General features: G+C 41.0%; 18 protein-coding genes. 9 read left to right on the top strand and 9 right to left on the bottom strand.

Annotated elements, in window-relative coordinates:
- The 5 genes from FNW02_RS35815 to FNW02_RS35795 all read right to left on the bottom strand — a co-directional run.
- A partial coding sequence (locus FNW02_RS35815) for a Y-family DNA polymerase (protein ID WP_225226200.1) occupies positions 1-283 on the bottom strand: 283 nt, incomplete at its 3' end.
- 525 nt (positions 284-808) lie between these two features.
- The gene (locus tag FNW02_RS35810; protein ID WP_191762238.1) at positions 809-1,954 is read right to left on the bottom strand and encodes a DASH complex subunit DAD2; all 1,146 of its coding nucleotides are present in this window, start codon (positions 1,952-1,954) and stop codon (positions 809-811) included.
- Between the two features lie 133 nt (positions 1,955-2,087).
- Positions 2,088-3,038: an RpoD/SigA family RNA polymerase sigma factor gene (locus FNW02_RS35805; protein WP_191762237.1), complete on the bottom strand. Its 951-nt coding sequence runs from the start codon at positions 3,036-3,038 to the stop codon at positions 2,088-2,090.
- Positions 3,039-3,091: 53 nt separating this feature from the next.
- Positions 3,092-4,036: a ParB/RepB/Spo0J family partition protein gene (locus FNW02_RS35800; RefSeq protein WP_191762236.1), complete on the bottom strand. Its 945-nt coding sequence runs from the start codon at positions 4,034-4,036 to the stop codon at positions 3,092-3,094.
- The gene (locus FNW02_RS35795) at positions 4,033-4,800 is read right to left on the bottom strand and encodes an AAA family ATPase (RefSeq protein WP_191762235.1); all 768 of its coding nucleotides are present in this window, start codon (positions 4,798-4,800) and stop codon (positions 4,033-4,035) included. The genes FNW02_RS35800 and FNW02_RS35795 overlap by 4 nt, the downstream gene beginning before the upstream one ends.
- Positions 4,801-4,983: 183 nt before the next feature.
- On the opposite strand from FNW02_RS35795, the gene FNW02_RS35790 reads away from it, so the two are divergent.
- The 6 genes from FNW02_RS35790 (at position 4,984) to FNW02_RS35765 (ending at position 8,057) form a co-directional block, all read left to right on the top strand.
- On the top strand, positions 4,984-5,124 hold the full coding sequence (locus tag FNW02_RS35790) for a hypothetical protein (protein ID WP_191762234.1): 141 nt from the start codon (positions 4,984-4,986) through the stop codon (positions 5,122-5,124).
- Positions 5,121-5,486 carry a hypothetical protein gene (locus FNW02_RS35785; protein ID WP_191762233.1) on the top strand — a complete coding sequence of 122 codons (366 nt, stop codon included), beginning with the start codon at positions 5,121-5,123 and terminating at the stop codon, positions 5,484-5,486. Before FNW02_RS35790 ends, FNW02_RS35785 begins: the two co-directional genes overlap by 4 nt.
- An 82-nt stretch (positions 5,487-5,568) precedes the next feature.
- Positions 5,569-6,054 carry a hypothetical protein gene (locus FNW02_RS35780; protein ID WP_225226199.1) on the top strand — a complete coding sequence of 162 codons (486 nt, stop codon included), beginning with the start codon at positions 5,569-5,571 and terminating at the stop codon, positions 6,052-6,054.
- A 352-nt stretch (positions 6,055-6,406) separates the two neighbouring features.
- Positions 6,407-7,366: a ParM/StbA family protein gene (locus FNW02_RS35775; RefSeq protein ID WP_191762231.1), complete on the top strand. Its 960-nt coding sequence runs from the start codon at positions 6,407-6,409 to the stop codon at positions 7,364-7,366.
- 5 nt (positions 7,367-7,371) lie between these two features.
- Positions 7,372-7,683: a hypothetical protein gene (locus FNW02_RS35770; RefSeq protein WP_191762230.1), complete on the top strand. Its 312-nt coding sequence runs from the start codon at positions 7,372-7,374 to the stop codon at positions 7,681-7,683.
- A 2-nt stretch (positions 7,684-7,685) separates the two neighbouring features.
- The gene (locus FNW02_RS35765; protein WP_191762229.1) at positions 7,686-8,057 is read left to right on the top strand and encodes a nuclear transport factor 2 family protein; all 372 of its coding nucleotides are present in this window, start codon (positions 7,686-7,688) and stop codon (positions 8,055-8,057) included.
- Between the two features lie 15 nt (positions 8,058-8,072).
- On the opposite strand, the gene FNW02_RS35760 is transcribed toward FNW02_RS35765, so the two are convergent.
- Together FNW02_RS35760 and FNW02_RS35755 are read right to left on the bottom strand one after the other, a co-directional pair.
- Positions 8,073-8,453 carry a hypothetical protein gene (locus tag FNW02_RS35760; RefSeq protein ID WP_191762228.1) on the bottom strand — a complete coding sequence of 127 codons (381 nt, stop codon included), beginning with the start codon at positions 8,451-8,453 and terminating at the stop codon, positions 8,073-8,075.
- A gap of 5 nt (positions 8,454-8,458) precedes the next feature.
- Positions 8,459-8,665: a hypothetical protein gene (locus FNW02_RS35755; protein WP_191762227.1), complete on the bottom strand. Its 207-nt coding sequence runs from the start codon at positions 8,663-8,665 to the stop codon at positions 8,459-8,461.
- Between the two features lie 173 nt (positions 8,666-8,838).
- Between FNW02_RS35755 and FNW02_RS35750 the strand changes: the two genes are divergently transcribed.
- From FNW02_RS35750 to FNW02_RS35740, 3 genes are all read left to right on the top strand, one after another.
- Complete coding sequence (locus tag FNW02_RS35750) at positions 8,839-9,186, top strand: hypothetical protein (RefSeq protein ID WP_191762226.1); 348 nt, start codon at positions 8,839-8,841, stop codon at positions 9,184-9,186.
- Positions 9,187-9,277: 91 nt separating this feature from the next.
- Positions 9,278-9,700: a DUF2958 domain-containing protein gene (locus FNW02_RS35745; protein WP_191762225.1), complete on the top strand. Its 423-nt coding sequence runs from the start codon at positions 9,278-9,280 to the stop codon at positions 9,698-9,700.
- A 144-nt stretch (positions 9,701-9,844) separates the two neighbouring features.
- Positions 9,845-10,639: a hypothetical protein gene (locus FNW02_RS35740; protein ID WP_191762224.1), complete on the top strand. Its 795-nt coding sequence runs from the start codon at positions 9,845-9,847 to the stop codon at positions 10,637-10,639.
- A gap of 147 nt (positions 10,640-10,786) precedes the next feature.
- Here FNW02_RS35740 and FNW02_RS35735 read toward each other — a convergent pair whose 3' ends face one another.
- Both FNW02_RS35735 and FNW02_RS35730 read right to left on the bottom strand, forming a co-directional pair.
- Positions 10,787-10,975 carry a CopG family transcriptional regulator gene (locus FNW02_RS35735; RefSeq protein WP_225226197.1) on the bottom strand — a complete coding sequence of 63 codons (189 nt, stop codon included), beginning with the start codon at positions 10,973-10,975 and terminating at the stop codon, positions 10,787-10,789.
- A gap of 222 nt (positions 10,976-11,197) precedes the next feature.
- Complete coding sequence (locus FNW02_RS35730; protein WP_348535505.1) at positions 11,198-11,650, bottom strand: hypothetical protein; 453 nt, start codon at positions 11,648-11,650, stop codon at positions 11,198-11,200.
- Positions 11,651-11,765 lie beyond the last annotated feature (115 nt).

The raw sequence follows: 11,765 nt of genomic DNA, 5'->3' as shown, positions 1-11,765 counted from the left end.
CTAAGGCGACTCCTTCCACTAAATCAGTGTAGTGTTTAAATATGGCGTGGATTGAAGTGGAGATTTCTCGGTAGACATCAAATCTTGGTCTGACAAAGATAAGTTCGGGACAACGAGCGATCGCAACTGCTGAAGGCATCGCGGAGTGGATACCAAACTTTCTTGCTTCGTAGCTTGCAGCTGCAACCACACCTCGCTGATTAGGGCTGCCACCGACTACTAATGGTTTGCCTCGATAGCTAGGGTTGTCCCGCTGTTCTACTGATGCGTAGAAAGCGTCCATGTCTACGTGAACAATCTTCCTTATCTGGTTGCCCATTAAACCAACAGAAATTTTCTAACAGCGATCGCTTTTCTCAAAGCAAGCTTCGTTAACAGGGGACGGGAGCGTTAAGCATACTACTACGCAAGAAAACAAGATGCCATACTAACAATCTTATAGTACATTAGCACTACACAATTTGAGAGTTCTGTCATTCAATTCCACTACAAGCAGCCGCATGGAATTGTCGTAGTAGAAAGCGAACGCTTACCTTGATTCATTTATTACAAATGTATTTGCTTATGGTGCAAGTAAAGCCAAGCAAAATTTCTCAGATGCAATTTTTAACACTATTGTTATAAAATTCTCGCTTATATTTATGTATTCTTCACCGAAAAAGTGAAGTTATTAATTAAGCTATAGATATACAGACGATAACTATATTGAACTCTATAAACTAGTCGTAGCTAACGCCTTTACAGATATTTTTGGAGGCGTTTTAGCATTTAATTATATTGCTCATTATTCGTATAATTAAACGTTTTTTTATTCCTTAATTAACTTGTAGTCCCAAGTATAAAATCCAATTTGAGCAGGAACTCTAGTGAATCGTCCTGTGCGATGACCCCGCGATAATTCATTCAGCACCTTGTTCTTGACCTCTCTAACATCAGCCGCATTCAGTTCTCCATAAATTCCGGTAATTACTTCTGCAACACTAAAAATTTTACCCGCATTCTGTTCTAAAAAAGTAGACAAGGCGTCAATTAAAAATTGACCTTCATAAACTTTGAGCATTGGTATATATGAGGGCTGCGGCGGCTTTATTGGTTTATTATTTTTGCGCTTTGCTTGAGGTGATGAATTTTTAGTTTGCTTTTTGGAGAGTAAAGTCAAAGAAAGAGTAAAATACCCCGGTTCTCCAGGGACACTGAACCATTTATTGCTTTCCTTGCCCTGAGTCAGTGATGATTGAACTCTACTTTTAACTACCTTAAATACTTCTGGCTCTAGTTCTCCATAAAGCGATCGCACTATAAAATCAATATGAACACTTGTGCCAATCTCTTCTGCTAATATCTGTTCAATCGCTTCCGGGCGACTTAGAGATTGGTATTGAGGTAGCATGGGAATTTCTACCCCGTGGAGCGAAGGCTGTTGAGTTGATGTCTCTGTTCCTATAATTGGGGATATGGGTTGTGGTAATCCACTGGTATCTTTAGCTACGTCAGACTCTTCATCTGAGCGAGTTTCAAGAAGTGGGAATGTATATGGCTGTGGTGATTCAGGGGACAGCGCTGCATCAGGTTCTTCATCTGAGCGAGTTTCAATGAGCGGGAATATAGGTGATTCTGGTAATTCAGAAATGCCATCATCTGCATCAAGGGCTTCAGATTCGGAATCGTCTAATTTCAGAGGTTCAAGAGGAATATCTTCAAGATCGTCGTCATTCTTAGATTCATCAGCGAGGAATAACAACGACTTTTCTTCTTTTTGAGGGCTGGATGACTCCTGTTCCAGAGAGGAGACAGAAGACCAGTTAGATAACAAAGCTTCGACATGAGTGAGACTATCTTTGGACTGGGTATATAACCTTTCATACTCTTCTACAAGAGGAGCGTAATAATCCCGCAATTGCAAAAGTGCTTCTAAGGCACTTTCGGGAGGCTCTAAAGGCAAGGGAGTATTCATAAAATTTAAAGATAACTACAAGTTAATACACTCATACTGTTATGATATGAAATCAGCATGATTCATGGCCCCACCTTCCCCTTTCTCCTTTCCCCACTTCTGCAAGAAGTCTGAGGTATTTGAGAGTGTCTGCTCATGAAGCGAGATAATCTCGGATCTGGTGTTGGTTACTACGCAAAATATTCATTGCTTTGACTTGGATTTGACGAATTCGTTCTCGACTAAGGTTTAGTCGTTTCCCAATCTGGGATAAATTTAGTTGCTGCCCATCTTCAAGCCCAAAGCGCAAAATTACCACTTCTCTTTGTATGGGTGTTAGGGATGAGAGCATATTAATCATGTCTTGGCGTAAACATTCAAGGGTGATATCTTCATCTAGGGAGACGCTTTCATCATGCAAGAGTTCGCCCAGTTCTGTCTCCTGGTTCTCTCCCACACGCAAATCTAGAGAAAGTGTTTGGCGAGATGCAGTTAGAGCTTCCCGAATTTGGTTCGGCTGCAAGTTCAAATTTTCGGCAATTTCTCCGACATTAGGAAGACGACCTAGTGTCTGAAATAGTTCTCGCTGTGTTTTCTTGATTTTATTGAGTCTTTCGGTGAGATGAACGGGCAATCGAATGGTGCGGGATTGTTCTGCTATAGCTCGTGTGATGGACTGTGTGACCCACCAGTAAGCGTAAGTCGATAACTTATAGCCGCGATTGGGGTCAAATTTCTCAATCCCGCGTTGTAGTCCTAGTGAGCCTTCCTGAATTAAATCAAGCAATTCCATGTTGCGATTTTGGTACTTCTTGGCAATCGAAACCACCAGTCGCAGGTTTGCTGTCACCATCTTCTGTTTCGCTCGTTGACCAAGTTTTAGGATTTGGGTTAGCTCGGATTCAGTTTTCCCTATGTCCGCAGCTAATTCAGAAGTTGTTGGTTGTCGATGCAGTTCTTGTGCGAGTTCAGCTTTGTGTTGCTCAATTGCTACCATTTGCTGTACTTGTCGGGCGTAGGCTATTTCTTGGGAGCCTGTCAACAAAGGGAAGCGACCGATGTCTTGCAGGTAGAGGCGAATCAAGTCTGAAGTGTGGGTGGGCATAAGACTTAATTTACTAAGTGATTGCTGTAATACAAAAGTATAAGAAATAACTGCTAATCATGAGAGTTTTCATCTAAAAGCGATTCTATTTGAGTAAGCAATTTCTCTAAAGTTTTTTGTTTTTTTGGATTATCCCAAATGGAAGTCTTTTGCAATCTGCTTGATGCTTGCTTGTAACGATCCTTTAGAGATATTGGCTTTGAGGTAATTGGCTGGGCTGCTTTAATCCGTTCATTAATTTGTACCAAAGACAAACTCTCTACTATAGCAGCTTCCATAAGTGCTATTCTTTGCGGCGCATCTTTAATACGAGCAATAGCAATAGCTTTAGTGTACTCAATTTTTCCCTGATGTAGTACGTTCAATACATCTTGTGGTAGCTTAAGTAAGGGCAAGCGGCTACTAACAAAAGATTCCCAGGATATTATTCCTAATGTATCAAAAATAGCTTTAATAATTGTATATTCTTCGCTACCCAAAACATTTTGGGTAACTTTACCTTTTGCTTCGTTTTGCATCCGGTACAGCAGCGAAACTATATCATTATTAGTTTGCTTTAACCGCAAGCTTAAAAGTTGAAGTATTCCTTCGGTTTCTTCTATAGGATTTAAGTCTTCCCTTGTCAAGTTTTCAACAAGTGATATTTGTAAAGCTTCTTGATCATTGAAATCTCTTATGACAACGGGTACTTCTTCTAACCCAACCATTTGAGCCGCACGTAATCTGCGCTCTCCAGCAACAAGTTCATATTCTACTCCTTGAAGACGAACAAGAATAGGCTCAAGGATACCGTGTTCTTGAATTGATAGTGATAGCTGGTTGAGTTTCTCAGGATCAAAGTAACGCCGGGGTTGCGATTCTGGCAACTTCACTAAAGCAATAGGAAGATTATGTGGTGAGCCAGCAATACTTTCATTTTGGTCAAAATTTTCACCAAGTAAAGCGGCTACACCTTTTAGATGGCTGGTATAAGGTTTGTCTTTTTTGCTGCTAATCACGGTAATTTTTCTAAACTTGAGGTAATTTTTTTGAGTACGCTGACAGCAGGATGTTTAGGGTTATATAGTGCTAAGGGTAGGCGTGCCTCACTTGCATCTGCAAAGGCAATAGTTTTAGGAATCGGCGCATAGACTGTTGCTAGTGGCGATAGTTGTTCGGAAATAGCTTTCATGGTTCTACTTTCTTGGGCAGTACGTGCATCATACATTGTCGGAATAAAGCCAGCAATCGCAAGTTCTTTATTAGCTCCTTTGCGAAGTGAGGCTACAGTCCTCAATAGTAAATCAGTTCCCTGAAAAGACTTGAATTGACACTGAATTGGAACTAACACATGTGTCGCTGCTACTAAACTAATAACACTGAGTATGCCTAAAGATGGTGGACAGTCTATCAAAATAAAATCATATTTGTCCAATACGGATGTCAGTGCATTTTTTAGACGCATCTCACGCATTAATGCTGCAACAAGTTCAAGTTCAGCGGCACTTAAATTAATGTTTGCAGGAGTCAAACTCATGCCGTGAATTAGTTCAGGGTAAACTGGTAATGGTTCTTCGCCTACTACTGCTTCGTACACAGTGTTGGTAGAATTTTCCGGTTCTAATCCCATAAATGTCGTCAACGACGCTTGGGGGTCAAGGTCTATCAAAAGCACACGATTTTTCTGTTTTTGAGCAAGATGATAGCCCAAGTTCATTGTCAAACTTGTTTTACCTACTCCCCCTGATTGATTAAATAGCGCAATAATACGAGTTTTGCTCACAGTTAGTTGCTAGTTGAGAAGTTTCAAATAGATGCACAGAGAAATTAGACTTCACCAATAAAGCTCTTGATACGGCTGATTTTATCCTTGAACACAGCTTTATACAACCAAAAAGTTTCTGGATTAAAAGCTAAAATACACTCATTTTCCAATTTTGTTTAAGTTTACTGAAATCCAGATGCTATGAAATCTACCCAACGCCCATCAAAGCCACATAACCAGCAGCCAAAACCAAACGACACCAACCTTCAAACAGATTTCACTCCGTTGCTGATGAATCGGCAAAATCTCAGCCAGTTGTTAAAACTGTTGATAAGCCAGTGATATCTGAAGACAAGCCGCAGAACGTCTACACAGATCCACATCAGGAATCAAATCAACAATTCAAACCGCAGCCAACAGAGTCAACCTACCCAGAAAAACCACAACTATCAACAGAGCGCTTTCAGCATATCCAATTCCTGGATTGCAACAAACCAGTAGGGCGCATAGTGTTCGAGTATTGGCACTGTCAGCAGGGGATAATTAGTGAATTTACTGGAGAATCAGTAATGGGAGAATACAAAGGCCGCCCTTCAGTAGTTCAGGTAAAAGTGGAATGTCCCAATTGTGAGCAGACGGCTATCAGGTTGACTACAGGAAAGGTACTTTCGACAACGGCAATACCTTCACCTTGGCAGCAATGAGGGCACACGCCAAGATTAACAGTGATTGGTGAGCGATATTAACTTAGGGATAATGCAAAAGTTGAAATTTTTACTGTCTTTAATGACTGCAATAACAGCGCTTACACTTACCAGTTGCAGCACCGCTACTACTGAAGAGTATGAAGCTACAGCACTTACTAGTTACACCTGGCAAGTTAAATATGCTAATAGCCTAACCAGCGAACCACAACCACGGATTGAAACCCTTGCTAAGACTTCAGTGTTGAATCAAAATGGAGTAAAACCATCAGGGAAAGTTATTGGGCCAGATGACCAAGGGCTATGGTGGCCTACTTTACCGCCGAAACCAAGTGTTGATGAAGTTGAACAACGCAAAAAATCTCAAGAAGAAGCAGGGAAACCCGAATTGTTGAAAGATGTCGAGTACAAACTGACTTATGGAGTAGGTAATGCAAAGAAGACGCTGCCTACTAACTATGATGTTTATCGACAAGTAGTAAAGGCTTACCCGACACGGCAGGCTTTGCAATTGACTTTGGGCGTGAATGATAATTCAGTTGAAAAAGCTGAACCTGTCAACAAGTAGCAACACATTTTTGTTTCGTTCTTCAAAAATTGTGATGGGGTATATATAGGGGTTATATGCACCCTAAAAACTATTTAGAAATTTGTTAATAATTTAACACCTATATATACCCTATATAGGTGATGCTTAGGATACTTTTTGATAACTTATAGTTTGTACCCTACTTGACACCCAACACATTTCTGATAAGCTCTTAAGGTTTAGGGAAACAAGGCAGAACACTCGGCGTAGCTCAGTCGAGCCATTTAGTCACACTCTGCCTAACTAAATCCCCCTGCTCCAATTCTTCTGTTTTCTCCAGTTACCCCAAACAAATAACTTTCACAAATCGAATCATGTTGCCTTTCGCCTTATGTCCAACATTCACACCTTACAAAAAATTTTTGCCGCTGGCTTTGATAACGGTTACGGTAGCCTGAAACTTTTAGTCGATGGTTTTGAAGTCGTTCGTGTCCCCAGCTATATTTCCACAGCAGACATGGAAGATGTCCCCGGAAGAGTCGTTTTCAAAGGTAATGCTTACACTGTGGGAGAATCTGCTTTCCGCACTGGTTATCACTTTGACCGCAACACTGACCACAATGAAAACAAAGTCAATAATGCCCTGTTAATATTATTGGGTGCATTGGCACATTTACCACACCGTAGGGCTTGGCATTTAAAACTGGTCGTCAGCTTACATGATGTTGGTCTAGGCTCACAGTTAAAAAAAGTCCTCAACGGAGAATATCAGCCAATACTTGCTGGCAAACAATCAGACGTAAAGATAGAAGTGCTGAAAGTAGTGCCGGAGGGAATGGGTGCATTGTTTGGGCATCAACTTCCCTCTAAACTAACCGTTTTAGATTTTGGTAATGGCACGACTCTCTATTCTCGCTACAACCAAGGTAAGCGAGAAGTTCACACCCCTTACCCCGCAGGTGTTGAAGTTCTTATTGATGATATTTCGCAAAAAATGAAACATCTTAATGGGGGCAAAATCGGCGATCCTTCCAAGATTCGATTTTGTCTAGAAATGGGACATACCAAATACAGTCGTGACATTGATATTAAAGATATCTACAGTGCTTGTTTGAAAGATTGGTATGATAAATACCTCAAAAAACCAGTCAGTCTCACACTTGATGCCAAACACCAAGGGGATGAAATTTGGGCGATTGGTGGAGGCTGTCTGTTACCTGGATTTAAGAAGCTACTGGAGAAGAACGGGTTTACAATTCTGGACAATCCGGTAGAAGCTAATGTCTTTGGGCTTCTAGAAATGGCGAAAACCATTATGAATAAAAATTCCGCAACCACATTAGGTAAGTGATCGCAATGGCAGACAAACAAGACTTAGCCCCAGAAAAGGTTCGTATCAAAGATAGTTATCGTGAACGTATATTTGCAGAATCGCAACAACTAGGTAAAAGTTACCTGGAGACACTTTACTTTATCGTTGATTGCTACTTTGCTTTTAAAAGGGGTGCATTCCCTATGCAACAACAAGTAGCTGTCCCCTATACACCTACTTTCACCTCAATTACTACTGAGCAAAACAAGCAAGAGCAGCCGACTCCCCAGCCATCTACACAAGAAACTCAACAAGATTCTGATAGCGAAACATTTACCCTTGATTTTGATTTGTGACTATGGAAATTACTTTAATTGAACAATTGGAAGAAAGGCTACGGCAGGCCATGCTTAAAAGTGATGTTTCAGTTTTAGAAGAACTAATTGCTGATGATTTAGTTTTCACCACCCATACTGGTGAATTGCTTGACAAGCAGATGGATTTAGAAGCACATCGCTCGGATATTCAAAAACTTGTTTTACTCCAAGGTCAACAACAGCGAGTACAACTCTACGGTAATACAGCTGTGGTGACGGTTAAAATGGAGGTTGCTGGTACTTATGAAGGCAAAGCTTTCGTCGGCATCTACCGATACACAAGAGTTTGGGTACAGTTACAGCCACAAGGAAATTGGCAAATCGTCGCTGGTCATGTTAGTCAAGTACTGTGAACCTTGCTCTAAAAATCAATTGGGAGCAACGCGATTTTCTGAAGTCGGACAAAAACGAGTGATGATGCTCCCCCTACAGTTGGCGATCGCTACCCAAATACCTAAAGTTATTGAGAATTTACCTATGTAATTGAGAATAAAACCCAATTTCAAAAAATCGCGTTGCTCCCAATCAATTTCACATCCCTCAACAATTCCGTTATATGCCGTCAAGGGTTGAGTTTTCAAATGTGGTGGCAATGAATCATCATCGAAAGTCAGTGTAACAATATGTGTATCTTTAACGGAGAGAGGCGATTTTTGAATATCGCTAACTTTTGCAGCTTGACCGTTGCGCGTACCTATTAAGTACCGCACTGGCTGACCAATTTCTATTTCTGAGAGTTTAACAGTCATCAATCTTAATCGCTAGGCTCATCTTGAGAGTGATTCTTGATTAGTTCTAAGAGAGCTGACCTCGCCTTGTTTTGCCAGCCTGGGATTGCTTTTAACTGTGTCTTCATTGTCTGTGTAAGCCTTAGCTCAATTTTCGCGTTAAGTGGCTCATCTCCGGCGGCTTTAAACTGTGTAGCCTCTCTTATACCTTCAAAAGCTTTACGATTACTCATAAGTTTTACCGTGTCTACTTGGTAAATAATAGCAGAAATGATTAGATAATTATATAGATTTACTAGAGCTAATACCTTGTAGACATGGTATTGTATTAATATAAGGAATCAAAGAGCGATCGCTCACCCTACGAAAGTCTGCGATCGCCCCTTCACCAAAACCGAAAAAGGAAATGATGATTACTACAACATTAGCACCAATTCAATTCGCACAGTCCACTGACGAAAACTCTGTAACTTCTTTGCGACTAGCTTACATAGAAGCCAGAGTTAACTACCAAATCCTTGAGCAGCAAATCAGAAATACTTCAGTAGACCAATTTAACTTGCTAGTGCAACTCAACGAAAAATTAGTAACCGCAGCGCAGAAGATGGAAGCTGAACTTGCTGCTTGGAGTGATGAGCTAGACCGCTTTTTAGACGTGCCAGTAAAGCCAGATACACTACCCACGCCAGGACTGAGATTGATTGACGGATGGTTGCACGACAGTCACGACGGACGCATATTAGTGCTTGATTAACCTCAGCTACAGCTAGAACTCTTGCCCCACAAAGAGTTTTAGCTGCCCTTTGTATTTGATTCGCTTCATCGAACTAACAGAGGTTTTCATCATGGAATTACTAACAGCAGAGATTCGCGCTCAACTGCCAAATCTTGGAGTTCAAGAGGGTGAAATTGACCCAATTACATACGTTAAATTCTTTATGCCGGGTACTAAGTGGACTTGGTACGCAACTGAGTTTGATGGCGAAGATACTTTCTTTGGTTTAGTGCAAGGGTTGGAGTCAGAATTGGGATGTTTTTGTTTAAGTGAATTACAAAAAGTTCGTGATTCCTTCGGTCGGCAAATCGAGCGCGATGTGTGTTTTAAGCCGACACCACTTTCAAAGCTGCGTCGTCAATCAAAAGTCGGTGGCTATTACAAATCATCAGATGATTTCATGATTACCTACGATTTCAATGATGATGACAGCCAAGACCCGACACAGTTTTTCAACTTTATGAGTCAGCTGTTGGGCAGCGGCGACGACTAACCAATCTAAATCCCCGGAAATTACCGAGGGTTCAAACCGCAGATGGAGCGCATGAAATCACTACTAAGTAGGTTTTATACCCGCTCGGCGCTCTCTTCAAAAATTTTCACTAACCACAATAACAAACTGTAAGGACAAGAAATTATGTCTGATGATATTTTGCGCCAAGAAATTGATGGTATCGAATATTTTACTGTTGCCAGTACTGGAGAATCGGGAATGAGCCAACGGGGACTTTCTAGACTGTGTGGGGTGCGACACAGGGCAATACAAAATATGCTGGAAAACCTGGCTAACAAAACCGCTCCCCAATGGCTACAAATCCTTGTAGGAAGCGAGTTATACCTGGCTAACAAAACCACTGTTAAAGGCGGTGAAACTAATCCAATCAAAGCAAATGTCTGCTGGGGTATTCTAAGATATTACGAGCGCAATGGAAAACCAGAAGCAGCTAAAGCTTTAGATGCTATCGGGGCAATTGGTATAAACAGTTTTATCCAAGCCAAGACGGGATGGCTACCAGAGCAATACCAATCATCTCACAAACAGAGGCAGGAAGTTAGCCGTATTCTAGAAACACCACAACCTTGGACACGAGTTTTTGAGGCTGAATTTGAGGAACATCTTGCACGGATCACCAAGCTGCACAAAAAGCATATCAGAAATGGCTTGTATTACTGGGAGCTTGTGTACACTTGGATGACGCCAGAAGAACGGGCCAAGCTTGATATTGTCAATCCTGTTCTCCCAAATGGACGTAGACGGCACAAGATACACCAGATGTTGGATGAAACGACCAAGGAGAGGCTATCTCCACACGTCACATCGGTACTAACTTTAATGCAGTCAGCAAACACAATTGCCGAATTACGGCGATTGATACAGAGACGCTACGGGGTTGACCAGCCTAACTTGTTTGATGGCTGGAACTTGGGATAGTTGAGATACTCATTTGATAGTACAATAGTACTGTAAACGTTGAACTCCTCGAAGGTTCAATTAAAACACACCATAATGCTTCTAGAAAAATTATCTAGAAGCATTTTTTGATGATTTGTTGTTAAGCGATCGCTAGTATTATTGAGGTTAAGTTATAGGCAGAGAGCGAATCAGTTCCCGAATTACGTCGGTTATTGGTCTACCAGTTCGTGAACAGTATTTTTCTATCTTTAGAGCTTCGCCAGATGTCAGATTGATAGTAATCCGTTTGACAGCCCATTTTTTCTGGACTTTGATATCAGTCTTGTTTCCAGTATGTTGTTTGGTTAATGCCAAAATAATTTTCCTTTGTAGTTATATGTAATTGCTTGAGGGTGATTATTCAAGCGTTCTCTACGCTTGATTTCTTTAAGGAGAGTATCCTTTAATTGATGCCGTGAAAGCCCCACTTCTTACTAAATTCAATAAATCACCGACCATTTAAGATAATTTTAACCTGAACGTTATGACCAACTGTCAGAAATAAATAGGGGCAGGCTTTGCCCCTATTTTTAATTATCACTTGCGTTGACGAGGCTTATTCTTATTACGTTCATACTCAGCAAGGATATCCTTTGTTTGTTGCGGAAGAATCACACTTTTGTTGTTGAACCGCATTTGGTATACCAGATAACAGAGACTTTTGGTATTCGGGCAAGAAAGAAAAGTTGGTAGATTAATAATTGTTAACCCCGCGAAAGTTGCAGAAATAAGAACGGCTGATAGGAAAAAGAAAATGCCAGAGCGGCCTGAACCAACCCAATGACCAAGCCAGAATAGGTCAGACTTAAATTTTTCAGCGCGTTGTGCCCTCAACACCCTCTGCTCTTTCTCTGCTTCTACCCACTGCTGTAGTTTCTCAAGTTTTTGATAAGCCAGCTTGGTTGCTTTATCGTCTGATGTTTTGTCTATTTGAATATCAATGGTGCGTTCCTTGGCGGCAACCTCTTGCTTTAGCTGGTAGTAGTCCACCAAAGTTATTTTGACAGGTTGCTCTGTAGGTGAAATAATGGTATGAAAACACTTTTAAAAGTTATGTCAGCTAAATATACTGTTAGCCTAACTCAAGAGGAACAAGATAAACTAT

The organism is Komarekiella delphini-convector SJRDD-AB1 (assembly GCF_014831675.1).
Taxonomy (GTDB): Bacteria; Cyanobacteriota; Cyanobacteriia; order Cyanobacteriales; family Nostocaceae; genus Komarekiella.
Note: the sequence above shows the minus strand (reverse complement) of the source record. Positions and strands in the feature narration are given on the sequence as shown.

Bases quoted from the DNA above. Each gene is read 5' to 3' on its own strand.
- FNW02_RS35810 (WP_191762238.1), bottom strand. From the start codon at position 1,954: ATGAATACTCCCTTGCCTTTAGAGCCTCCCGAAAGTGCCTTAGAAGCA.
- FNW02_RS35805 (WP_191762237.1), bottom strand. From the start codon at position 3,038: ATGCCCACCCACACTTCAGACTTGATTCGCCTCTACCTGCAAGACATC.
- FNW02_RS35790 (WP_191762234.1), top strand. From the start codon at position 4,984: ATGAAATCTACCCAACGCCCATCAAAGCCACATAACCAGCAGCCAAAA.
- FNW02_RS35780 (WP_225226199.1), top strand. From the start codon at position 5,569: ATGACTGCAATAACAGCGCTTACACTTACCAGTTGCAGCACCGCTACT.
- FNW02_RS35775 (WP_191762231.1), top strand. From the start codon at position 6,407: ATGTCCAACATTCACACCTTACAAAAAATTTTTGCCGCTGGCTTTGAT.
- FNW02_RS35770 (WP_191762230.1), top strand. From the start codon at position 7,372: ATGGCAGACAAACAAGACTTAGCCCCAGAAAAGGTTCGTATCAAAGAT.
- FNW02_RS35765 (WP_191762229.1), top strand. From the start codon at position 7,686: ATGGAAATTACTTTAATTGAACAATTGGAAGAAAGGCTACGGCAGGCC.
- FNW02_RS35760 (WP_191762228.1), bottom strand. From the start codon at position 8,453: ATGACTGTTAAACTCTCAGAAATAGAAATTGGTCAGCCAGTGCGGTAC.
- FNW02_RS35755 (WP_191762227.1), bottom strand. From the start codon at position 8,665: ATGAGTAATCGTAAAGCTTTTGAAGGTATAAGAGAGGCTACACAGTTT.
- FNW02_RS35750 (WP_191762226.1), top strand. From the start codon at position 8,839: ATGATGATTACTACAACATTAGCACCAATTCAATTCGCACAGTCCACT.
- FNW02_RS35745 (WP_191762225.1), top strand. From the start codon at position 9,278: ATGGAATTACTAACAGCAGAGATTCGCGCTCAACTGCCAAATCTTGGA.
- FNW02_RS35740 (WP_191762224.1), top strand. From the start codon at position 9,845: ATGTCTGATGATATTTTGCGCCAAGAAATTGATGGTATCGAATATTTT.